The organism is Mycolicibacterium sichuanense (assembly GCF_033741125.1).
GTDB lineage: Bacteria > Actinomycetota > Actinomycetes > Mycobacteriales > Mycobacteriaceae > Mycobacterium.
The window spans coordinates 461301-482421 of sequence record NZ_JAWQPU010000005.1; the positions used below are offsets into that span (position 1 = coordinate 461301).

Here is a 21121-nt window from a genome sequence, read left to right on the forward strand (position 1 = left end):
CTAGCGCTGCGCGGCGTCACACGTCCCGGCCGGAGCGTCGTCGGCGGCACGGGTGGCCTCCGCACTGACGAAGTGGCGCCGCAGCGCGTCACCGAACCGGTCGGCCACCACCCGGCGCCCAAGATCGCGGTAGTCGTCGACGCGGCGGCGCAGCTCACCACAGTCCTCGCGCCGGGGGCTGCACTCCCCTGCCGGCGCGGTCGCCTCCAGCGCGTCGGCCACCTCCTTGGCGAGGTCGTCGAGCGGGTCGGCGACGCGGTCGGCCACCCGCAGGATGGCCCGCACGTAGGGCAGCGGATCGGACACGCGGCCGACGATCTCGGCGAGGCTGGGGTCGATCAACCGCAGCCGGTCGTCGACGACCTCGGCGAGCCCGTACTTCACCAACCGCCGCGCCTCATCGCCGTCCGGCGCGACGTCGACGACGACCCCGTCGGTGCCGCCAGGTGCTCGGTAGGCGGCCTGCTGCAGACCGAGGACGCCGGCCAGGTCGTGACCCTCACGGGTGCTGGTGAGGAATTCCGCGATGTGCGCCGAGGTGAAGCCCTTGCGCAGGAGCTCGTTGACGGTGCGTAGCTGGGACAGGTGCCGGTCGTCGTAGATGGCCGACCGACCCTGTTTGCGCGGCGGGTCCAGCAGACCTCGCTCACGATAGGCCCGAATGTTGCGGACGCTCACTCCCGAGAGGGCGGACAGCTCGATCAACCGGTACTCAGTCATCACGAATCCCCCTCAACCGGCCGGTCACGGGTTCTTCCTTGGCCATCCCGCAACGAGGCATGCGACCACTGTAGACCGTTCTCCGAAGTTTGCGAGATTTGCACGTCGATGTCATGTTTCATCGCTGCGCCCAGCGCCGATTCGCGCTAGTGCCCCGCGGTGCGCGACGATTGACCGAGTGCGTGCCTGGATGATCTGGGCGACGGGTCTGCTGGCCTACATCGTCGCCGTGCTCGACCGAACGACCCTCGGCGTCTCCGGGCTCGACGCCGCCGCTCGGTTCTCGGCCAGCCCCAGCGTGCTGTCCACCTTCGTAGTGCTCCAGGTGATCGTCTACGCCGCCGCTCAGGTCCCCGCGGGCGTGCTGCTGGACCGCTACGGCTCCCGCGTGCTGATCGTCGCCGGGGCGGCGCTGATGGCGGGCGGGCAGCTGCTGCTGGCGCTGACCGAGTCGTTGCCGCTGGCCATCACCGCGCGCGCCATCGTGGGGCTCGGCGACGCGGTCACCTTCATCTCGGTCCTGCGCCTGGTACCGCACTGGTTCCCCCCGAAGCAGGTGCCCTTGCTGACCCAGCTCACCGGCATCTGCGGTCAGCTCGGTCAGGTGCTCTCGGCGCTACCGTTCCTGGCCCTGCTCACCGGCACCACCTGGGCCACCGCATACGTCTCGGTCGCCGCACTCGGCGTCGTGGTGCTGGTGCTGGTGGTGGCCCTGGTCAAGGACACCCCGCGGGGACGGGTGTTCGCGACCGAGACCCTGGCGGTACGCGACGTGCTGTCCAGCGTGAAGACGGTGTGGCTACGCCCGGGAACCCGCCTCGGCTTCTTCACCCACATGGGCACCCAGTTCTCCGTGACGGTGTTCTGCCTGATGTGGGGTGTCCCGTATCTGACCGTCGCACAGGGTCAGTCGGCAGCCACGGCAGGCGCGCTGCTGACGATCTCGGTGGCCACCGCGATCGCGGCGGGCATCGTCATCGGCATCTTCACCGGCCGCTTTCCGCACCGCCGGTCGTGGATCGTGCTCGGCATCATCGCGAGCAACGCCGTGGCGTGGACGGTGGTGCTGGCGCTGCCGGGGCGCGCGCCGCTGTGGCTGCTGGTGGGTCTGATCGTCGTCATCTCGGTCGGCGGCCCCGGCTCCATGGTCGGCTTCGACTTCGCGCGGACCTTCAACCCGAGTGCCACCCTGGGCACCGCGCAGGGAATGGTCAACATGGGCGGGTTCATCGCCTCGCTGCTGGTGATGCAGACCATGGGCGTCATCCTGGGCGCCATGGGTGGCTACTCGTTCGACTCGTTCCGGATGGCCTGGACCGTGCAGTACGTGATCTGGGCGATCACGGTCGTCGGCATCTTGATCACCCGCAGGAAGGCCAGGGCCGTCATGAAGGCCGAGCAGGAGCGCTCACTGCTCGAGACGTTCGACGCGCATCAGTCCTGAGGCGACTCGCGATTCAGAGGGCGTCGGTGATCGCGCGGGTGGCGTGCCGGTGCCCGAGCACCTCGAAGCCCAAGACGCTGACCACCGGAGCCAGCGTGACGATCAGCAGACAGGCCGTCATCGGGACACCCGCGGCGGCCGCGATCACCGCCGCCACGAGCACACCCGCCGTCAGCACCCCGAGCAGGACGTGCAAGCCGTCCCACGCCTTGACCATCAACCCGTACAGCACGTACACCAGCGTCACGTAGACCGCCACCGGGACGACCACGGCCAGCACCGTGCCGACGGCGCCCAGTGCGGAGTGCTCCTCGACGTAGTAGGCCGCGGTGTGCAGGCCCGCGCCGGTGCCGACGATGGCGCCGAACACCGCGATGTGCAGATACCCGAAGGCGAAGGATCGTTCCCGGTGGGCGTGCAGGAGGTCGGCGGCGGGTACGGCGAAGTAGATCCACCACATGCCGAAGGTCAACCCGGTGCCGGCCACGGCCAGGATGACGGCATCCGGCGTCCACCCGTGCTCGCCGACCACGGCGGTCAGGGAGGCCACGGTTCCGACCACGCCCTCGCCGAGGGCGATGATCGCCAGCAGGCCGTAGCGCTCGGCGATGTGGTGGGCATGCCACGGCGTGCCACCCATCCGGGTCTCGGCCAGCCACGGCCCGAGCATCTCGAAGGCGGCCAGTAGCGCGAACACCACCAGCCCGGCCGCGACCGACAGGGGCAGGAAGATCGACACGATCCAGCCGACCTGGGCGACGGTGATGACGGCCGCGTACGTCAGGCTTGCCGACCGGCGCGGTGGATCCTGCCGCGCGGCGCGCAGCCACTGCACGACCATCGCGACGCGCATCACCACGTAGCCCGCCACGATCAGCTCGTTGTCCAGATGCTGCCCGTGCTCGATCGATGCGTAGAACGGCGGGATCCCCAGTGCCAGGACCAGCACGCCGACCATCTGCAGCATCGTCAGGATGCGGTACAACCAGTCGTCGGTGTCGTAGGCCGAGGCGAACCAGGTGAAGTTGATCCACGCCCAGCAGGCGGCGAACGTCGCGAACAGGAACGCCACCAAGCCGGCGCCGACGTGACCGGCGGCCAGCATGTGGGACAGCTCCGAGGCCGAGACGCCGAAGGCGATCACGAAGGTCAGATCGAAAAGGAGCTCCAGCGGGGTGGCCACCCGGTGCCGCTCGTGCGGATCGCGGCCCGCCATCCGCCGAACCCGGTGTGCGGGTACGACGATCCGCGTCGAGGGTTCCGATTCGTTCACCCGGTCAGCTCCCTTCCGACGGCATCAGACGGTTGGAGGATAGACGCCAGGTCGCGGCGCCCGCCGGGGTCGGTGCCCGTCGGCCAGCGCGCGTCGGTCAGTGCGCGATGGTGACGGGCTCGCCGGCACCGGCGCCCGGCAACCGGCTGGCCGCCCGCGACCGGACGATCTGCGGCCACCAGAACCACTTGCCCATGAGGGCGGCGATGGCGGGCGTCATGAACGTCCGCACGATCAGGGTGTCGAACAGCAGACCGAGCGCGATCGTCGTACCGACCTGGCCCATGACCTTCAGGTCGCTGGTGGCGAACGACGCCATCGTGAACGCGAACACCAGACCCGCCGACGTCACCACCGAACCGGTGCCCGCCATCGACCGGATGATGCCCGTCTTCAGCCCGCCGTGCAGCTCCTCCTTGAACCGGGAGACCAGCAGCAGGTTGTAGTCCGACCCCACCGCCAGCAGCAGGATCACCGACATCGCCAGCACCATCCAGTGCAGCTCGAGGCCGAGGATGTGCTGCCACAGCAGCACCGAGAGACCGAACGACGCACCGAGGGACAGCAGCACCGTGCCGACGATCACCGCCGCGGCGATGACGGCCCTGGTGATGATCAGCATGATGATGAAGATGAGGGTGACCGCCGAGATGCCGGCGATCAGCAGGTCGTAGGCCGATCCGTCCCGCATGTCCTTGTAGGTGGCCGCGGTGCCTGCCAGATAGATGCTCGAGCCCTCCAGCGGCGTCCCCTTGATGGCTTCCTTGGCCGCCTGCTTGATGGCGTCGATGTGCGAGATGCCCTCGGCGGTGGCGGGATCGCCCTCGTGGCTGATGATGAAGCGCACCGAGTGACCGTCCGGCGAGATGAAGTTCTTCATCCCGCGCTTGAAGTCCGCGTTGTCGAAGATCTCCGGCGGCAGGTAGAACGTGTCGTCGTTGCGGGCGGCGTCGAACGCATCGCCCATCGCGCTGGAGTTCTGCTGCATTGCCGACATCTGGTCCTGCATGCCCTTTTGGGTCTGGTACATCTCCAGCATCATCTGCTTGGTCGACTTGAGCTGCTCGACCTGAGGGCGCAGCGAGGCCGCCAGCTGCGGGGTGAGGGCGTCGAGCTTCTGGGTGTCGATCACCAGCCCGCCGATCTGCTGGCTGAGTTCGTCGATGCCGTCCAGGGTGTCGAAGATGCCCCGGCCCGCCACGCAGAGCGGGATGTCGTAGCAGTGCGGCTCCCAGTAGAGGTAGGCGCGCAACGGCCGGAACCAGTCGTCGAAGTCGGCGATGTGGTCGCGCAGTTCGTAGACGGTGTTGGTGAGGTCGGTGATCTTGCCGGTCAGGTCGTGGATGTTGGCCGACAGCTCGTCCATCAGCACCAGCATGTGTTCGAGGTTGTCGATCATGGTCTGCATGTCGTCGGCCTGCTTGAGCATGTTCTCGAACGAGTCCTGCTGGTACTTCTGGTTCATCTGCGTCGACGTGCCCTGCATGCTGATCATGAACGGGATCGTGCTGTGCTTGATCGGCTTGCCGTCGGGCCGGGTGATCGTCTGGACCCGGGAGATGCCGGGGGTGTGGAAGATCGCCTTGGCGATCTTGTCGATGACCAGGAAGTCGGCCGACGTGCGCAGGTCGTGATCGCTCTCGATCATCAACAGCTCGGGGTTCATCCTGGCGGAGTTGAAGTGCCGGTCGGCCACCTGGTAGCCGACGTTGGCGGGCATGTCCGACGGCAGGTAGGCCCGGTCGTTGTAGTTGGCCCGGTAGCTGGGCAGCGCGAGAAGGCCGACCAGGGCCAGTGCGATCGTCGCGACCAGGATCGGCCCCGGCCACCGCACGATCACGGTGCCCAGCCGGCGCCACCCCTGCGACCGGATGGCGCGCTTGGGTTCGAACAGTCCGAAGCGGCTGCCGATCACGATCACCGACGGCCCGAGGGTCAGCGCGGCGGCGACGGCCACCAGCGTGCCGACGGCGCAGGGCACGCCGAGGGTCTGGAAGTACGGCAACCGCGTGAAGCTAAGGCAGAGCATCGCGCCCGCGATGGTCAGACCCGACCCCAGCACGACGTGGGCGGTGCCGTGGAACATCGAGTAATACGAGGACTCCTTGTCCTCCCCCGCGCCCCGGGCCTCTTGAAAGCGACCGATCAGGAAGATCGCGTAGTCAGTGCCCGCGGCGATCACCAGCAGCGTCAACAGACTGGTGGCGAAGGTGGAGAGGCCGATGATCTCGTACTCCCCGAGGAAGGCGACGATGCCGCGCGCGGCGCCGAGCTCGAGGAACACCATGACGAGCACCAGCACCATCGTGATCACCGACCGGTACACCAGGACCAGCATCACCGCGATCACCACCAGCGTGAGGATCGTGACCATCAGGATGCTCTTGTCACCCGCGTCGTGCTGGTCGGCGACCAGGGGCGCGCCACCGGTGACGTAGGCCTTCACCCCGGGAGGCGCCGGCGTCTCGTCGACGATCTTGCGGACCGCCATGGCCGAGTCGTTGGCCAGCGTCTCGCCCATGTTGCCGTGCAGGTACACCTGCACGTAGGCCGACTTGCCGTCATTGCTCTGCGCGCCCGCCGCCGTGAGGGGATCCCCCCAGAAGTCCTGGATGTGCTCGACGTGGGCCTTGTCGGCCTCGAGCTTCTTGACGATCTGGTCGTAGTACGCGTGCGAATCGGGGCCGAGGGGCTGTTCGCCCTCGAGGATGATCATCGCGTTGCTGTCGGAGGTGAACTCCTGGAACGTCCTGCCGATCTTCTCCATCGACAACGCCGATGGCGCGTCCTTGGCGTTCATCGACACCGTGTGTTCCTGGCCGACCGTCTCCAGCGGTGGGACGAAGACGTTCGTGACGATGGTGAGCGCGAGCCAGCCGAGCAGGATCGGCAGGGCGAAGATCCTGATGAAGCGGGCGATCCCGGAGCGGTGCTGGCGCGTGTCACTCATTCGAGTTCACCCAGCCTCCCTCGACATGGCCGCAGCGATGGGCCCGGCGGAGTCCAATCTCGCGTGCAGATATATCTAGGCCGTCAAACTGTCTTCTGTCAATTTGGGCGCTGGCCCGCCTACCGTGGTGGGCATGGCTGAACTCTCCAATGACGTGATCGCGTTCCTGTCCGAGGGCACCCGCACCGGGATGCTCGGCTACGTGGCCTCCGACGGCCGACCGCTGGTGGCGCCGGTGTGGTTCCTGGTGGAAGACGGGCGATTGGTGTTCAACACCGGCAAGGCGACCGCCAAGGGGCGGGCGCTGGCGCGGGACCCGCGCGTCGTCGTCTGCGTCGACGATCCGCATCCGCCCTACTCGTTCGTCCAGGTGCAGGGCGTCGCCGAACTCAGCGAGGATCCCGAGGACCTGGTCGCCGTCGCGACCCGCCTCGGCGCCAGGTACATGGGCGCGGACAAGGCCGACGAGTACGGCCGCCGCAACGGGGTCCCAGGCGAACTGATCGTGCGGGTGACGCCGACCAAGGTGCTCAAGGCGTTCGACCTCGCCGAGTGACGGCCACGCCCGGGCGGTACGCGGTCCGGAGGCGATAGCGTGGGCGGATGAGCGCGCCGAACCGTCCCGTCGCCGTCGGCGTGGTGCTGGCCGCCGGCATGGGCACGAGGGTGGGTGCCGACGGGAACAAGGCCTACCTGCCGCTGGCGGGACGCAGCATGGTGTCCTGGGCGGTGGAGGCGGTCAACCGCTCGACCAACATCGGCAGGACGATCCTGGTGTACCGCCGCGGTGAGCGCGAGCTGGCCGCCGGCACGCTGGCCGCCGAGCTGCCGGACGCGACGGTCGAACTCGTCGAGGGGGGTGACACCCGCCACGGCTCCGAGGAGAACGTCCTGGCGCACCTGGCCCACGACATCGACTCGGGGCGCATCGACGTGGTGCTCATCCACGACGCCGCCCGCCCCCTCGCCGGGCCCGAGATGATGGACATCGCGCTGACGACGGCCCGTGCCCACGGCGGCGCGATCCCCGTGACCGCGACCGAAGACGTCGTGAAGTGCGTTGCCGGCGAACCGATCTCACCGGTCGAGGGCACGCTGGTACGCGTCCAGACTCCGCAGGCCTTCCGCGCCAGGCCGTTGCTCGCCGCCTACCGGCTGGCGGTCGGCGCCAGCTTCGACGGCACGGACACCTCCGCCTGCGTGCAGCGGTTCACCGACACCGACGTGCGCGTCTTCCCCGGCGCCTCGACCAACCTGAAGGTGACCTACGCACGCGACGTTCAGATCGCGGAGCGCCTGCTTGCCGAGCGGATCAATCGGCCACATCAGCGATGATCGCCTCCAGCAGCAGCAGGTCGCGTGGCAGCTCGAACCGAAGGGCACCAGCATCGCCCTCGACGGAGACGACGTCCAGTCCGGCGCGCAGTGCGGCGTCGAACTCGTCGATGTCGTCGGCCATCGAGGCCACCGCGGTCGCGGTCGAGACGAGATCCCGCAGCGACGAGACGGTGAAGCCCCGCGGGTACTGGACGCTGCGCAGCGTAGTGCGGTCCACGGTGCTTAGCACCGAGCCCGTCGCGTCGACCGTCTTGACGGTGTCGGTGACCGGCAAGGTCGGCACCACCACCTCGGGGCCGCCATCGAGCGCGCCGGCCACCCGGGCGGCGAGGTCACCGGAAGCCAGCGGGTGCCGGCAGTCGCACACCAGCACGGGCTGGTGTGAATCGGACTGTCCAGCAATGACTTCCAGGCCGGCAGCCAGAACCTGCTGACGACTGCCCGGGTCGCGGGCGACGGTGACGGCCACGGCTGCGAGACCGGCCGCGTCGAGACACTCGCGCGCGCGGTCGGCCAGGGTGGGTGCGCTTGCGACGACGAGCCGCTCGCGCGCCGTGGCGTCCGCCAGCGACGAGAGCACGCGGATGAGCGGCGGCTCACCGACGACCGGCGCGAAGGCGGCGGCCGGCTCCAGCGTCCTCGGCAGCGGGACGATCACCCACGGTGGCACCAGCAGACAGTAACGGGCTCAGCGGAAGCGCCGCAGGTAAGCCGCCCAGTCCCAGGTGGCCAGGAAGCGTTGCGCCGCGGCATGACCCTTGGCGTACTGCGCCTGGACCGCGCGGGCGTCGATGTCGAAGTCGAGGAAGCCCACCTGCGTCGAGTCCACCCGTATCGTCCTGGCTTCGACCCATGGCTGGTTGAGATAGGCCTGATCCCGGCCCACCAGCACGGTGGTGATGACGTCCTCCAGCAGGTGCGGGGCGCCGAGCACGCGCAGCGGGGCGAGCGCGGGGATCACGGCGTCATTGCCGTCGGGCAGGTTCGGCAGCAACGTGATGCCGAACGTCGGCCAGCGCGGCTGCGCGCCGTCGGTCCGGTCCAGCGAGTCGATCGGGAAGTTCGACGACAGGCCGCCGTCGACGAGGGTCGACGTTCGCCCCTTGGCGCTGGTCAGCTCGACCGGGCGGAAGATGAACGGAATCGACATCGAGGCGCGCACCGCGTCGGCGACGGACTGCTCGTCGGGGTCCAGACCGTAGACCCGGCGGTAGTCCCACGGCAGGCGGACCAACTGGCCGGTCGTGACGTCGGAGACGGTGACCACCAGCCGATACCGCTGTTCGGTTGGCAGCTCGGGGTCGTCGATCGCGAGGTCGGCGAAGGTGTGCACGCCGAGGTCGGCCAGCTGCCGTCGCACCCAGTCGTGCGCGTAGTCGCCCCGGTAGATGCCCGTACCCCGCAGCAGCGCCTGGGCCGGCCCCACCAGGGGGATTCGTTCGACCGGCCCCGCGTCGAGGAATTTGCGGTAATCCAGTTGCAGGGCAAGGTCCTTGACCTGCGCGCCGGTCATGGATCCGTGTTGCGTCGCGGCGGCCAGCACCGCACCGACGATCGAGCCGGCCGAGGTCCCCGAGATCCGTTGCGGGTGGTAGCCGGCGTCCAGGAGCGCCACGACGGCACCCACCAGGCCGACTCCCTTGACGCCGCCTCCGGACAGCACCAGGTCGGCGCGCTGCGCTCCCGTCACCCCTTCGACGGTACGCACCCGGGCGGGTCTAGAGCGCGAACCGCCCCGCGAACCCGCGCAACGGCAGGTCGGCACTCGTCAGCAGGCCCGGCGGCGCCGCGACGACCGAGGAGATGGCGTTCAGCGCGGGAAGACCGGTGACCGTCATGCCGATCGACGCGAAGCTCTCCGGGTTGGAGAGGTCCACGCCTGGCTTGGGGAAGATCATGTGCTTGTTGTAGATGCAGGGGTCACCCTTGATCTGGGTGACGTAGCAGCCCTTGACGTCCCAGCTCGGATCGGTGTGCGGCGTCATCTGCCACTCCAGATGGGTCTCCACCCGCGCCACCCCGTCGACCATGCCCTGGTACTTGATGTAGTTGCCGCCGAGCGATCCCTTCGGCAGGGTGTACCAGCCCAGGTCGACGTCCTTCGTGCAGGCGCCGAGTTCGTAGTCGAACGCGACCTCGTCGAGTTCGAGCCCGAAGCAGTCGGCCATCATCAGCACGCTGTCGGCGAACACGCGGGTGTAGCGCTCCAGTCGCGACGGGATCGACGGGTCGTCGACGGGCAGCCCGTAGCCGACCTCGATCCAGGTGTCCCTGGAGTGGTGGCACGACACGTCCACCGACTCGATGGTCGTGACGTTCTCGATGTCGGCCACGTCGGCCGAACACACCACGCCGAGAATTTGATTCACACCGGGGTTCATGCCGGTGCCGTAGAACGTGGAGCCGCCGCGTTCGCACGCATCGGCCAGCAGCCGGGACACCGGACGGCCCGACGGGTGGGGGTGGTTGGTGTCGCGGTGCCACCCGGTGATCCAGTCCGCGGTGGTGACGACGTCGATGCCGGCCTCGAGGACCTGGACGTAGAGGTCCTCGTCGGGGAAGACGCCGTGGAAGGTCAGCACGTCCGGCTGCGCGGCGAGGATCTCCTCGACGGTGCCGGTGGCCGTCACGCCGACCGGTCCGATGCCGGCGATCTCACCGACGTCGCGGCCGATCTTGTCTGCCGAATAGCAGTGCACACCAATGAGTTTCAGATCGGTGCGAGTCTGGAGCCGCTTGATCATCTCGGTGCCGACGTTTCCGGTGGCCACCTGGAAGACCGTGATGGGTCGCTCGACTTTGGGCACGGGGTTCACCTTTCTCGGGCCGCGGCCAGCTCGGCGGCGCTGCCGCCCTTGCCGTCCGGGTAGAAGTTCATGGCCCACTTGCGGATTGCGGTGAAACCCGCAAGCTCGGAATTGGCCAGCGCGGGCGGATCGGAGTAACGCTGGTGGGCCCAGATGTGCACGTCCTGGCTGAACTGGCGGATGACCTCGTCACCGAAGGTCCTTGCCTTCGCGGCGGCCCGCTGCTCCTCGCGTCCCGGCGTTCGACCGATGTAGACCATGAACCGCACGTCGGAGGTGTACTCGTCGACGGGGGTGATGGCCGAGACGGTGCGGTTGTCGATCATCCCCCAGCTCTTGGTGACGGCGATGCCAAGGCCGCCGTTGATGGCCTCGACACCGCTGTCGACGTCCTCGATCCGCTGCCCGTCGTCACCTTCGAAGGTGATGGTGAAGTCGACGTAGGAGACCGGCTCGGCGAAGTCGTGCCGGGTGAACACCGGCACGATGGGCGTCTGGTGCACGTACTTGAAGTGTGCGAAGTCCACTCCGTTCTCGAGCACGTACTGGGGGTGCAACTCCAGACCCTGGCGGAACAGGCGCTGCTGCGGGTGATAGGCCGCGGCGCTGCTGCCGTCACCGAAGCTGGCGAACACGTCCGGCGCCTCGAAGAACGGTGCACGCCCGTCGATGTCGTGCCAGATGTAGATGGACTCGTTGCATTCGGTGACGGGGTAGGTCTTGATCCGCCTGCCGCGGTTGGGCCTGTCCTCGTAGGGGATGCAGACGTTGCGGCCCTGCTGACTCCACTGCCACCCGTGGAAGGGGCACTGCAGGATCTCGCCCCGTACGGTGCCGCCGTAGCCGAGGTGGGCCCCGAGGTGTTCGCAGTAGGCGTCCATGACCGTGACCCGGCCCGACTCCGCCCGCCAGGCCACCATCTCCCGGTCGAAGTACTTCATCGCGCGGACCTCGCCGACGGCGACCTCGTCGGACCAGGCCACCTGGAACCACCCGGTCGGCTTCATGGACAACGGCGGCTTGGCCATCTGCCCATCCCTCCCTCGTCCTCGCACTCCCCTCGCATGTTAGGCACTGCGCCGGAGGAATGATAGTGGGTTCTGTGAAACTGACCGTACCGATACGATCGGCTGGTGAGCGAGGCGGGCACCGTGGGCCGGCGGACCAACCGCCGCGGTGATGCGACGCGGGAGAACGTCCTGGAAGCCGCATTGCGGGCGCTGGCCTCCGGCGACCCGGGATCGGTGTCGGCCAACCGCATCGCCAAGGACGTGGGCGTCACCTGGGGTGCGATCAAGTACCAGTTCGGCGACGTCGACGGATTCTGGGCGGCAGTGCTGCACCGCACCGCGCAGCGCAGGGCCGGTGCGCTCACCCCGCCGCAGGAGCCGCAGGCGTCGCTTCACCAACGCGTCGGACACATTCTCGACACGCTGTATCGCGGTCTGTCGTCCGGGGATTCGCGCGCCATCGAGAACCTGCGTGCCGCGCTACCCCGCGACGCCGCCGAGCTCGAACGGCTCTATCCGAAGACGGCCGCGGAGCTGTCCTCCTGGAGCAAGAGCTGGCTGCAGACCTGCCAGGCCGCCTTCGCCGACCTGGACGTCGACCCCGAACGCGTGCAGGCGGTGGCCACCCTGATCCCAGGTGCGATGCGAGGCTTGGTCTCCGAGCGCCAGCTCGGGTCCTACGCCGACCTGGACCTCGCGCGCCGGACGCTGACCGAGTCGCTGGTCGCCTACCTATCCCGAACGTGAGTCGCGGAGGTCCAGACCAGTCGGGCATCCTTGGCCCGTGAACGTCGACGCGCTGCTGCAAACCATCCCGCCCATGGCGGTGTACCTGGTGGTCGGTGTGGTGATCGGGCTCGAGAGCCTCGGCATCCCGCTTCCCGGTGAGATCGCCCTGGTCAGCGCCGCCCTGCTCGCCTCACGCCACACTCTGGACATCGACCCGGTCGGGGTCGGCGCGGCGGCGACGATCGGTGCCGTCGTCGGCGACACCATCGGCTACTCCATCGGCCATCGGTACGGGATGAACCTGTTCGAACGCCTCGGCCGACGCTTCCCCAAGCACTTCGGCCCTGGCCACGTCGCCCTGGCCAAGCGGCTGTTCAGCCGGTGGGGGGTGTGGGCGGTGTTCTTCGGCCGCTTCATCGCCCTGCTGCGCATCTTCGCAGGGCCGCTGGCGGGCGCGCTGAAGATGCCGTATCGAAACTTCCTGGCCGCCAACGCATCTGGCGCTCTGCTGTGGGCCGGCGGCACCACCGCGGTGGTGTACTACGTCGGCATGGCGGCGGAGAAGTGGCTGTCCCGGTTCTCCTGGATCGCGTTGGTGCTGGCGATCGCGATCGGGGTGGTCTTCACGCTGGTGATGAAGGAGCGCACCGCCAAGGCCATCGCGGCGCTAGAGGACGAACACGACTGGCACACCTTGCGCAACGCGTGATCTCAGAACCCGTCCACCCGCGCGTAGTGTCGGGGTGTGGCGCTCCCCGGGTTGGCAGGTGTGCGAGACGGCCTCGGCCAGAGACTGTTCGGCATGGTGGCCGGTCCCGACGGCCCGGTCAACCGGGCCCGCATCCACGACACCCCCGGCCCGCGCTGGTTCGACGAGGACAGCGCGATTCGGCGGGTGCACGCCGATGCGTCGATGTTCGTCGGCGGGCTGCGCGCCCTGCTCCTGCAATCCCTGCATCCGCTGGCCATGGCGGGTGTCGCCGAGCACTCCGACTACCGCGGCGATCCCTGGGGGCGGCTGCAGCGCACCAGCACCTTCCTGGCCGTCACCACGTTCGGGCCCGCGGCGGACGCGCAGCGCGCCGTGGACAAGGTCCGCGGCATCCATCGCCGCATCCGCGGTACCGCGCCCGACGGGCGGCCCTACGAGGCGTCCGATCCGCATCTGCTGGAGTGGGTGCACGTCGCCGAGGTCGACAGCTTCCTGGCCGCGCATCAGCGCTACGGGGCCGAGCCGCTGGACGGGCCGGGCCGTGACGCCTACGTCGCCGAGACCGCCCGCGTCGCCGCGGCGCTCGGCGTCGTCGATCCGCCTCGCACCGAACGCGAGCTCAAGCAGCGCATCGAGGCGTACCGCCCCGAGCTGACCAGCACGCCGGCCGCCCGGGAGGCGGCGAGGTTCCTGCTGCTGACGCCCCCGCTGCCGCTGCTGGCCCGGCCGCCGTACGCGGTGCTGGCGTCCACGTCGGTCGCGATGCTGCCCGGCTGGGCGCGCCTGCCGCTGCGGTTGCCGTACCTGCCGCCGCTGGAGGCCACCGCCGTCCGCGTCGCTGGCCGCACGCTGGTCGGCGGCATCCGCTGGGCGCTGCCAAGGCGCTGATCGGCCGCAGAGGGGAATGCTCAGAGGGGAATGCTGGTGCCCGTCTCCGCCTCGGCGAAGGCGACCAGCCGCGCTGCGGCGTCGTAGTCGCACGCCTCCGCGGACCGGCCGCTGAGCGTTGGGCCGCCCTTTAGCCCGAACCGGCCGTCGATGCCAACGTAGCTGCCCGGGGGGATCGGTTCGCCGATGCAGTACAGCGTGGGCGCGGCACCGGCGTCGATGTCGTTGGCCAGCACGCTGCCTGCCGCCTTGACCACCGTGTGGAACGCCGACATCAGTGGCTTGTCCGACACGTTGGAAAGGTTCGACGCCACCCAGCCCGGATGGGTGAGCTGCGCGGTGATCGGCGAGTCCGCGGTGCGCAGCCGCCGGTCCAGTTCCAGCCCCCACAGCATCACCGCCAGCTTGGAGCGCCCGTAGGCGGGAAACGCCGACCACTTGCGCACCCGTAGGTGCGGATCGTCGAAGGGGAACGTCGCGGACTTGTGCGCATCGGAGGCGACGTTGACGACCAGCGAACGCACCCGACCCAACAGCAGATTGGTCAGCGAGAACGGCCCGAGGAAGTTCGTCGCGAGCGTCGACTCGAAGCCGTCGACGGTCTCGGTACGGCGCTGGGCGACGACACCGGCGTTGTTGACCAACACGTCCACCTCGCCATCGAACAGGTCGGGGAACGCCCGCACCGACGCCTGATCGGCGAGGTCGAGCTTCACCACCGAGGTGTCACCACCCATCTCCGCCGCCCGCTGCGCACCCAGCTCGACGTTGCGCACCGCGAGGATGACGTGGGCTCCAGCTCCGGCCAGGGCACGCGCGGTCGCCAGCCCCACGCCGTTGGTCGCTCCGGTCACGATGATGCGTTTGCCGGTCAGGTCGCCGAGTCGGGCCGGGTCCCAGGGTGTCGTCGCCACGATCCGACACTAGCGACCGTCGACACCGACCCCGACGGCCGGCGCCGATCGCCGGAGTGCCTGACACACACGATCCCGAGGAGCATCATTGGCGCCCATGGCCTCCACACCCGCGCGTTACGCCGACCGTCGCGTCCTGATCACCGGCGCCGGTTCGGGCATCGGGCAGGCCACCGCGCTGCGCATCCTCGACGAAGGCGGCCGGGTCGTCGCCGGCGACGTCAGCGAGGCGGGCCTGAAGGACACCGTGGCCAAGGCCGACGCCCACGGCGAGCGGTTGTCGACCGTTCTGATGGACGTCGGCGACGAGGGTTCGGTCCGAGCCGGCGTGGCCGGCGCCGTCGACGCACTCGGCGGGCTGGACACCCTGGTCAACGCCGCGGGGATCCTGCGGTCGGCGCACTTCGTCGACACCACGCTCGCCGACTTCGAGAAGATCGTCCGGGTGAACCTCTTCGGCACGTTCCTGGTGACGCGCGAAGCCATTCCCGCACTACGCCAAGGCAATGCGGCCGCGGTGGTGAACTTCTCCTCGACCTCGGCGACGTTCGCCCACCCCTACATGTCGGCATACGCCGCCTCCAAGGGCGGCATCCAGGCGATGACCCACGCCTTGGCGCTGGAGTTCAGCAAGGAGCGCATCCGGTTCAATTGCGTGCAGCCCGGCTCGATCTCGTCGGGCATGACCGACGGTGTCGGTGAGTCGAAGCAGAGCGTCGGCCCCGGCCTTCCCGACGACATGGACTTCTCCCTCATCGGCAAGATCACCTCGGTGCTCCCGCTGGAAGACGGAGCGATGTTCGCCAAGCCCGACGCGGTGGCCGCCGTGGTGGCCATGCTCGGCTCCCCCGACGCCTACTGGGTGACCGGTACCGAGGTGCGCGTCGACGGCGGCACGCACATGTAGGTCGGCCCGTCGGTCACGCGCCGTCGTCGCGACCCGCCGCCCGGACGTTGACGTACCGGCACGTCAGCAGCACGACCGCGGGGATCGCCATCATCGAGAGAACCTGAACGAGATTGCCCATGTTCATCTGTCTAGCGACCGCGGCGCCCCTGGCCGGCGTTTCGTACGCGATGCTGACGCGTCCGGGTCACACCTTGATGACATCCATACGGGTGGCCCGTCGATCTCGGGTGCCGAACGCAGGCTGGGATAGGTTGACCGCGGGCCGTTGACTGCGCGGCACGACGGCAAACCGAGAGATCCATGGCATGCGAGTAGACGGACGGGATGTCACCGTATCCGGCGACCTCCTGCAACCGCTGGCCCGCCGCACCAACGACATCTTCCGCCTGGCCCTGGCGACGGTGTTCCTTGCCGCCGTCATCACCAGCTCGCTGATCACCCGCCGGGACTGGGTGTCCCTGGAGCGGTCGATCTCCGGGATCGTGGCGCTGCTGACCCCGACGCAGTCCAACCTGGTGTACCTGGCCTACGGCGTCGCCATCCTGGCACTGCCGTTCGCGATCCTCATCGGCCTCATCACCGCCAGGCAGTGGCGGCTGCTGGGCGCCTACGCGGCGGCCGGGATAATCGCGGTGCTCGCGCTGTCGGTCAACTCCAGCGGGTTCTCCGCGCCGCGATGGCACTTCGACCTCGACGACCGGCTGCGCACGCTGCTGTCGCAGTTCCTCGACGATCCGCGGTGGATCGCGATGCTCGCGGCCGTGCTCACGGTGTCGGGGCCGTGGCTGGAGGCGCGATGGCGCCGGTGGTGGTGGACGCTGCTGCTGGCGTTCGTGCCGATCCACCTCGTCGTCAGTGCCGTGGTACCCGCCCGCTCGCTGCTGGGGCTGGCGGTCGGCTGGTTCGTCGGTGCGCTGACCGTCCTGGTGGTGGGCACCCCCGCGCTCGAGGTGCCGCTCGACGGCGCGGTGCGGGCGCTGGTCCGTCGGGGTTTCGCGGTGACCGGACTGACCGTGGTGCGCCCGGCGGGGAGGGGACCGCTGGTGCTGTGGGCGTCCTGCGAGGGCGCCGACGGTCTCGGGCCACCGCAGGCCGTCGTCGAGATGTACGGCCCCAACCAGCGCAGCGGCGGCATCGTCAGCCAGATCTGGCGGCGGATTCGGTTGCGCAACAGCGAGACCGCGCCGCTGCACGCGTCGATGCGCCGCGCCGTCGAACATCGCGGGTTGATGGCCATCGCGATCGGGGACCTGAGCGTCGCCAACTGCACCACGGTCGCCCTGTCGGCGCTCGATCGCGGCTGGACGCTGTACGCCCACACCCAGCCCCGCGGGGTCACGCTGGACGCTTCGTCGGCGGACCGAACGCTCGTCGGCCCCGTGTGGCAGGCGCTCGGCACCCTGCACGCCCACCAGATCTCGCATGGCGACCTACGCGCCAAGGAAATCACCATCGATGACGGCAAGGCCCTCTTCGGCGGGTTCGGGAGCGCCGAGTACGGCGCGACCGACGTCCTACTGCAGGCCGACATCGCCGCGCTGCTGTTGTCGACGACGGCCATCTTCGGCGCCGAGGCCGCCGTGCGTGCCGCCATCGACGAGTTCGGCAGGGACGCCATCCTCTCCGCCTCGCGCCGGCTGACGAAGTCGGCGCTGCCGCGCCACGTCCGCGATTCGGTCGCCGACGCGGGCACCGTGATGACCGCGGCGCGCGACGAGGTCATGCACCAGACCGGCGCCGATCAGATCAAGGCCGAGACCATCACCCGCTTCACCAGGACCCAGATGATCCAGCTGGTCCTGCTGGTGGCGCTGGTGTACGTCGCCTACCCCTTCATCAGCACGGTGCCGGCGTTCTTCTCCGAACTGCGCACCGCGAACTGGTGGTGGGCGCTGCTCGGGTTGGCCGTGTCGGCGCTGACGTACGTGGGTGCGGCAGCGGCACTGTGGGCCTGCGCCTCGGGCCTCGTCAGCTTTCGCAATCTGGCAATCATGCAGGTCGCCAACACCTTCGCTGCGACCACGACGCCCGCGGGCGTCGGCGGTCTGGCGCTGAGCACCAGGTTCCTGCAGAAGGGTGGTCTCGGCGCGCTGCGGGCCACCGCGGCGGTCGCCCTGCAGCAGTCGGTCCAGGTGATCACACACGTGGGATTGCTGATCTTCTTCAGCGTGATCGCGGGGACGTCGACCAACCTTTCGCACTTCGTGCCCAGGACCACGGTGCTGTACCTGATCGGCGGCGTCGCACTGGGCATCGTCGGGATCTTCACCTTCGTACCGCAGCTGCGCCGGTGGCTCGGCGCGGAGCTGCGGCCGCGGCTGAAGGAACTGGGCGGAGAACTCGTCGAGCTGGCCCGCGAGCCCAAGCGGCTGGCGCTCATCGTGGCCGGTTGTGCGGCAACGACTCTCGGCGCCGCACTGGCGCTGTGGGCCAGCGTGGAGGCCTTTGGCGGCGGCACCACGTTCGTGACGGTCACGGTCGTCACCATGATCGGTGGCACGCTGGCCTCGGCGGCCCCCACCCCCGGCGGCATCGGCGCCGTGGAAGCCGCGCTGATCGGCGGGCTCGCGGCGTTCGGCGTGCCCGCCGCGGTCGCGGTCCCGTCGGTGCTGCTGTACCGCGTGCTCACCTGCTGGCTGCCGGTGTTCGTGGGCTGGCCGGTGATGCGCTGGCTCACCCGCAACGACATGATCTGACGCCAGCGCCCGCGATGGTGTTTGATGACGTCGTGGCAGAGATCAGCCGCAGCCGGATCGTGCTCGCGTCGCTGCCTGCTGTCTGGGACGTCCTCGCGGACTTCGGTGCGCTCAGTTCGTGGGCGCCCAACGCCGACCACTCGTGCATCCTGAACCACGGTCCGGACGGCGCCCCGCTCGGTACCACCCGGCGGGTGCAGATCGGCCGCAACGCGTTGGTGGAACGCATCACCGAGTTCGAACCGCGCACCGCCCTGGCGTACGCCATCGAGGGCCTGCCCACGCGATTGCGCGCCGTGTCGAACCGCTGGACGTTGCGGGCCGACGGCGAGCACACCGGGGTGACGTTGACGAGCCGCGTCGTGATCGGTTCGGGACCACTGGCACGGGCCGCCGAATGGGTGGTGTGCCGCGTCATGGCCAAGCAGTCCGATTCGATGCTCACGGGACTGGCCCGTAGAACGGAGTACCCCCATGCTTGAGTCCACTCCGCCCTCCTCCCGTCCGGACGTCGTCATCCTGATGACCGACGAGGAGCGGGCGGTGCCGCCGTACGAGTCCAGTGACGTATTGGCTTGGCGCAGGCGCGCACTCGGGGGCCGGCGCTGGTTCGACGAGCATGGCGTGAGCTTCGCGAGGCACTACACGGGCTCGCTGGCGTGCGTCCCCAGCCGGCCGACGATGTTCACCGGCCACTATCCCGATCTGCACGGCGTCACTCAAACCGACGGCATCGGCAAGCGCTTCGACGACTCCCGCCTGCGGTGGCTGCGGCGCGGCGAGGTGCCGACCCTCGGAAACTGGTTTCGCGCCGCGGGCTACGACACGCACTACGACGGCAAGTGGCACATCTCGCACGCCGACCTCGAGGACCCGGCCACCGGGCAGCCGCTGGCCACCAACGACGACGAGGGCGTCGTCGACGAGGCCGCCGTGCAACGCTATCTGGACGCCGACCCACTCGACCCGTACGGCTTCTCCGGCTGGGTCGGCCCCGAGCCGCACGGAGCGGCCATGTCCAACAGCGGCTTTCGCCGCGATCCGTTGTTCGCCGCGCGCATCGTGGCGTGGCTGGAAGATCGTTACGCGCGGCGTCGCGCCGGCGATCAGGATGCCCTGCGCCCGTTCCTGCTGGTGGCCAGTTTCGTCAACCCGCACGACATCGTGCTGTTCCCGGCGTGGCAGCGACGCAGCCCGCTCGCCGACTCGCCGTCGATGGACCCGCCGCACGTGCCGGCCCCGCCGACCGCCGAGGAAGATCTGCGCGACAAGCCCGCCGCGCAGATCGCGTTCCGCGAGGCGTACTACTCCGGTTACGGGCCTGCGCCGGCGATCGGCCGCACCTACCGGCGCAACGCGCAGCAATACCGCGACCTGTACTACCGCCTGCACGCCGAGGTCGACGGGCCGCTCGATCGGGTGCGTCGCGCCGTGACCGACGGCGGATCGGCCAACGCCGTGCTGGTGCGCACCTCCGATCACGGTGACCTGCTTGGGGCCCACGGCGGGTTGCACCAGAAGTGGTTCAACCTCTACGACGAGGCCACCCGGGTGCCGTTCGTGATAGCCAGGGTCGGCGAAACTGCCACGACGGCGCGCGTCGTCACGGCCCCCACGTCGCACGTCGACCTGGTGCCCACCCTGCTTGGCGCCGCGGGGATCGACGTCGACGTCGTCGCCGACGCGCTGTCCGAGTCGTTCTCGGAGGTCCATCCGTTGCCGGGCCGGGACCTGATGCCGGTGGTGGACGGCGCGCCCGCCGACGATCATCGCGCCATCTACCTGATGACGCGCGACAACGTCCTCGAGGGTGACACCGGCGCGTCGGCGGCCGCGAGGGGGCTGGGCCTGACCGTCGAGCCGCCCGTGCCCCTGCGCATCAAGGTGCCCGCGCACGTGGCGTCGAACTTCGAGGGCCTGGTGGTGCGCGTCGACGATGCCAATGCCGTCGGCGGCGCGGGACATCTGTGGAAGCTGGTGCGTACCTTCGACGATCCGTCCACCTGGACCGAACCCGGTGTGCGCCAACTGGCGGCCAACGGCCTCGGCGGCGAGACGTACCGGTCCGAACCGCTCGACGACCAGTGGGAGCTCTACGACCTGACCAGCGATCCGATCGAGGCCCAGAATCGTTGGGGCGAACCAGCTTTGCACGAACTGCGAGCGCACCTGCGCATGCAGCTCAAGCAGGCGCGGGCGATCTCGGTCCCGGAACGCAACCGGCCGTGGCCGTACGCGGACCGGCAACCGCCCACCGGCCAGTCCCCCGGGGTGGTGCGACGACTGCTGGGTCGCCGCCTCATTCGGCCCACGCGGAGTTCTTGATCACGTCGACGAAGTCGATGCGATGGAAGTCGGGACTGAAGTGTTGCAGCACATCGGCATTGACGGTGCCGAACGTGGTGTCACGCCATCTGCTCTGCTAGCCGGGCCCGGGGACGGACCCGTACGGCGGGCTACGTCGGATTTCCACACCACGGCTGCGCTCGTGCGCTTCCTAGGTGATTCTCACGACCACCACGCAGAAAAACCCACTAGCGCGTCGAACGCATCGTGATCGGAGGGTGCGGGCGGTGGGATTCGAACCCACACGCTCTCTCGAGCACCGGCACCTAAAGCCGGCATGTCTGCCGTTCCATCACGCCCGCAACAGGGGCGATACTACCGTCGGCACTCTCTGATCACGCCGCCACCGCACGGCTCGACGGGTTCATCGGACCCAAGTCCGTC

General features: G+C 69.1%; 18 protein-coding genes, 1 tRNA gene and 1 pseudogene. 10 read left to right on the forward strand and 10 right to left on the reverse strand.

Annotated features, from left to right (window positions below; translation table 11 throughout):
* Entirely contained in the window at positions 1-720 is a 720-nt protein-coding gene (locus tag SBI80_RS18110; RefSeq protein ID WP_318976177.1) for a MerR family transcriptional regulator, read from the reverse strand.
* Between the two features lie 178 nt (positions 721-898).
* On the opposite strand from SBI80_RS18110, the gene SBI80_RS18115 reads away from it, so the two are divergent.
* Positions 899-2164 carry an MFS transporter gene (locus SBI80_RS18115; RefSeq protein WP_318976178.1) on the forward strand — a complete coding sequence of 422 codons (1266 nt, stop codon included), beginning with the start codon at positions 899-901 and terminating at the stop codon, positions 2162-2164.
* A 13-nt stretch (positions 2165-2177) separates the two neighbouring features.
* On the opposite strand, the gene SBI80_RS18120 is transcribed toward SBI80_RS18115, so the two are convergent.
* Positions 2178-3380 carry a low temperature requirement protein A gene (locus tag SBI80_RS18120; protein WP_318976252.1) on the reverse strand — a complete coding sequence of 401 codons (1203 nt, stop codon included), beginning with the start codon at positions 3378-3380 and terminating at the stop codon, positions 2178-2180.
* 154 nt (positions 3381-3534) lie between these two features.
* A complete protein-coding gene (locus SBI80_RS18125) occupies positions 3535-6387 on the reverse strand; it encodes an MMPL/RND family transporter (protein ID WP_318976179.1) in 2853 nt (950 codons plus the stop codon).
* 133 nt (positions 6388-6520) lie between these two features.
* Between SBI80_RS18125 and SBI80_RS18130 the strand changes: the two genes are divergently transcribed.
* Both SBI80_RS18130 and SBI80_RS18135 read left to right on the forward strand, forming a co-directional pair.
* Entirely contained in the window at positions 6521-6943 is a 423-nt protein-coding gene (locus tag SBI80_RS18130; protein WP_318976180.1) for a PPOX class F420-dependent oxidoreductase, read from the forward strand.
* 47 nt (positions 6944-6990) lie between these two features.
* Positions 6991-7722: an IspD/TarI family cytidylyltransferase gene (locus SBI80_RS18135; protein WP_318976181.1), complete on the forward strand. Its 732-nt coding sequence runs from the start codon at positions 6991-6993 to the stop codon at positions 7720-7722.
* Here SBI80_RS18135 and SBI80_RS18140 read toward each other — a convergent pair.
* The 4 genes from SBI80_RS18140 to SBI80_RS18155 all read right to left on the reverse strand — a co-directional run bounded on the left by SBI80_RS18140 (position 7700) and on the right by SBI80_RS18155 (position 11560).
* Positions 7700-8395 (reverse strand): IspD/TarI family cytidylyltransferase, encoded by a 696-nt coding sequence (locus SBI80_RS18140; protein WP_318976182.1) that lies wholly within the window; start codon positions 8393-8395, stop codon positions 7700-7702. The genes SBI80_RS18135 and SBI80_RS18140 overlap by 23 nt on opposite strands.
* An 18-nt stretch (positions 8396-8413) precedes the next feature.
* Complete coding sequence (locus SBI80_RS18145; protein WP_318976183.1) at positions 8414-9415, reverse strand: patatin-like phospholipase family protein; 1002 nt, start codon at positions 9413-9415, stop codon at positions 8414-8416.
* 28 nt (positions 9416-9443) lie between these two features.
* A complete protein-coding gene (locus SBI80_RS18150; RefSeq protein ID WP_318976253.1) occupies positions 9444-10469 on the reverse strand; it encodes an NAD(P)H-dependent amine dehydrogenase family protein in 1026 nt (341 codons plus the stop codon).
* A 68-nt stretch (positions 10470-10537) separates the two neighbouring features.
* On the reverse strand, positions 10538-11560 hold the full coding sequence (locus SBI80_RS18155) for an aromatic ring-hydroxylating dioxygenase subunit alpha (RefSeq protein ID WP_318976184.1): 1023 nt from the start codon (positions 11558-11560) through the stop codon (positions 10538-10540).
* A gap of 105 nt (positions 11561-11665) precedes the next feature.
* Between SBI80_RS18155 and SBI80_RS18160 the strand changes: the two genes are divergently transcribed.
* The 3 genes from SBI80_RS18160 (at position 11666) to SBI80_RS18170 (ending at position 13871) form a co-directional block, all read left to right on the forward strand.
* Positions 11666-12289 (forward strand): TetR/AcrR family transcriptional regulator, encoded by a 624-nt coding sequence (locus SBI80_RS18160; RefSeq protein ID WP_318976185.1) that lies wholly within the window; start codon positions 11666-11668, stop codon positions 12287-12289.
* A 37-nt stretch (positions 12290-12326) separates the two neighbouring features.
* Complete coding sequence (locus SBI80_RS18165; RefSeq protein ID WP_318976186.1) at positions 12327-12980, forward strand: DedA family protein; 654 nt, start codon at positions 12327-12329, stop codon at positions 12978-12980.
* 93 nt (positions 12981-13073) lie between these two features.
* Positions 13074-13871: an oxygenase MpaB family protein gene (locus SBI80_RS18170; RefSeq protein WP_318976254.1), complete on the forward strand. Its 798-nt coding sequence runs from the start codon at positions 13074-13076 to the stop codon at positions 13869-13871.
* A 20-nt stretch (positions 13872-13891) separates the two neighbouring features.
* Here SBI80_RS18170 and SBI80_RS18175 read toward each other — a convergent pair whose 3' ends face one another.
* Positions 13892-14785, reverse strand: a complete 894-nt coding sequence (locus tag SBI80_RS18175) for an SDR family NAD(P)-dependent oxidoreductase (protein ID WP_318976187.1) — start codon at positions 14783-14785, stop codon at positions 13892-13894.
* Between the two features lie 97 nt (positions 14786-14882).
* Here SBI80_RS18175 and SBI80_RS18180 point away from each other — a divergent pair, with 97 nt between their 5' ends.
* From SBI80_RS18180 to SBI80_RS18195, 4 genes are all read left to right on the forward strand, one after another.
* Positions 14883-15692 (forward strand): SDR family NAD(P)-dependent oxidoreductase, encoded by an 810-nt coding sequence (locus tag SBI80_RS18180; protein ID WP_318976188.1) that lies wholly within the window; start codon positions 14883-14885, stop codon positions 15690-15692.
* Between the two features lie 308 nt (positions 15693-16000).
* Positions 16001-18391, forward strand: a complete 2391-nt coding sequence (locus SBI80_RS18185; protein WP_318976189.1) for a lysylphosphatidylglycerol synthase domain-containing protein — start codon at positions 16001-16003, stop codon at positions 18389-18391.
* Positions 18392-18405: 14 nt separating this feature from the next.
* Positions 18406-18873, forward strand: a complete 468-nt coding sequence (locus SBI80_RS18190) for an SRPBCC family protein (RefSeq protein WP_318976190.1) — start codon at positions 18406-18408, stop codon at positions 18871-18873.
* Complete coding sequence (locus tag SBI80_RS18195; RefSeq protein WP_318976191.1) at positions 18866-20716, forward strand: sulfatase-like hydrolase/transferase; 1851 nt, start codon at positions 18866-18868, stop codon at positions 20714-20716. The genes SBI80_RS18190 and SBI80_RS18195 overlap by 8 nt, the downstream gene beginning before the upstream one ends.
* Here the strand turns inward: SBI80_RS18195 and SBI80_RS18200 are convergent.
* A pseudogene (locus tag SBI80_RS18200) lies at positions 20691-20798 on the reverse strand (HD domain-containing protein); the annotation flags it as partial. The gene SBI80_RS18195 and the pseudogene SBI80_RS18200 overlap by 26 nt on opposite strands.
* 158 nt (positions 20799-20956) lie before the next feature.
* Positions 20957-21039, reverse strand: a tRNA-Leu gene (locus SBI80_RS18205).
* Positions 21040-21121: the final 82 nt, after the last annotated feature.

Excerpts from the sequence above, each read along its gene's own strand:
- SBI80_RS18120 (WP_318976252.1), bottom strand. The coding sequence starts at position 3,380 with ATGGCGGGCCGCGATCCGCACGAGCGGCACCGGGTGGCCACCCCGCTG.
- SBI80_RS18150 (WP_318976253.1), bottom strand. The coding sequence starts at position 10,469 with ATGATCAAGCGGCTCCAGACTCGCACCGATCTGAAACTCATTGGTGTG.
- SBI80_RS18135 (WP_318976181.1), top strand. The coding sequence starts at position 6,991 with ATGAGCGCGCCGAACCGTCCCGTCGCCGTCGGCGTGGTGCTGGCCGCC.
- SBI80_RS18155 (WP_318976184.1), bottom strand. The coding sequence starts at position 11,560 with ATGGCCAAGCCGCCGTTGTCCATGAAGCCGACCGGGTGGTTCCAGGTG.
- SBI80_RS18110 (WP_318976177.1), bottom strand. The coding sequence starts at position 720 with ATGACTGAGTACCGGTTGATCGAGCTGTCCGCCCTCTCGGGAGTGAGC.
- SBI80_RS18170 (WP_318976254.1), top strand. The coding sequence starts at position 13,074 with ATGGTGGCCGGTCCCGACGGCCCGGTCAACCGGGCCCGCATCCACGAC.
- SBI80_RS18130 (WP_318976180.1), top strand. The coding sequence starts at position 6,521 with ATGGCTGAACTCTCCAATGACGTGATCGCGTTCCTGTCCGAGGGCACC.
- SBI80_RS18195 (WP_318976191.1), top strand. The coding sequence starts at position 18,866 with ATGCTTGAGTCCACTCCGCCCTCCTCCCGTCCGGACGTCGTCATCCTG.
- SBI80_RS18185 (WP_318976189.1), top strand. The coding sequence starts at position 16,001 with ATGCGAGTAGACGGACGGGATGTCACCGTATCCGGCGACCTCCTGCAA.
- SBI80_RS18180 (WP_318976188.1), top strand. The coding sequence starts at position 14,883 with ATGGCCTCCACACCCGCGCGTTACGCCGACCGTCGCGTCCTGATCACC.
- SBI80_RS18125 (WP_318976179.1), bottom strand. The coding sequence starts at position 6,387 with ATGAGTGACACGCGCCAGCACCGCTCCGGGATCGCCCGCTTCATCAGG.
- SBI80_RS18190 (WP_318976190.1), top strand. The coding sequence starts at position 18,406 with ATGGTGTTTGATGACGTCGTGGCAGAGATCAGCCGCAGCCGGATCGTG.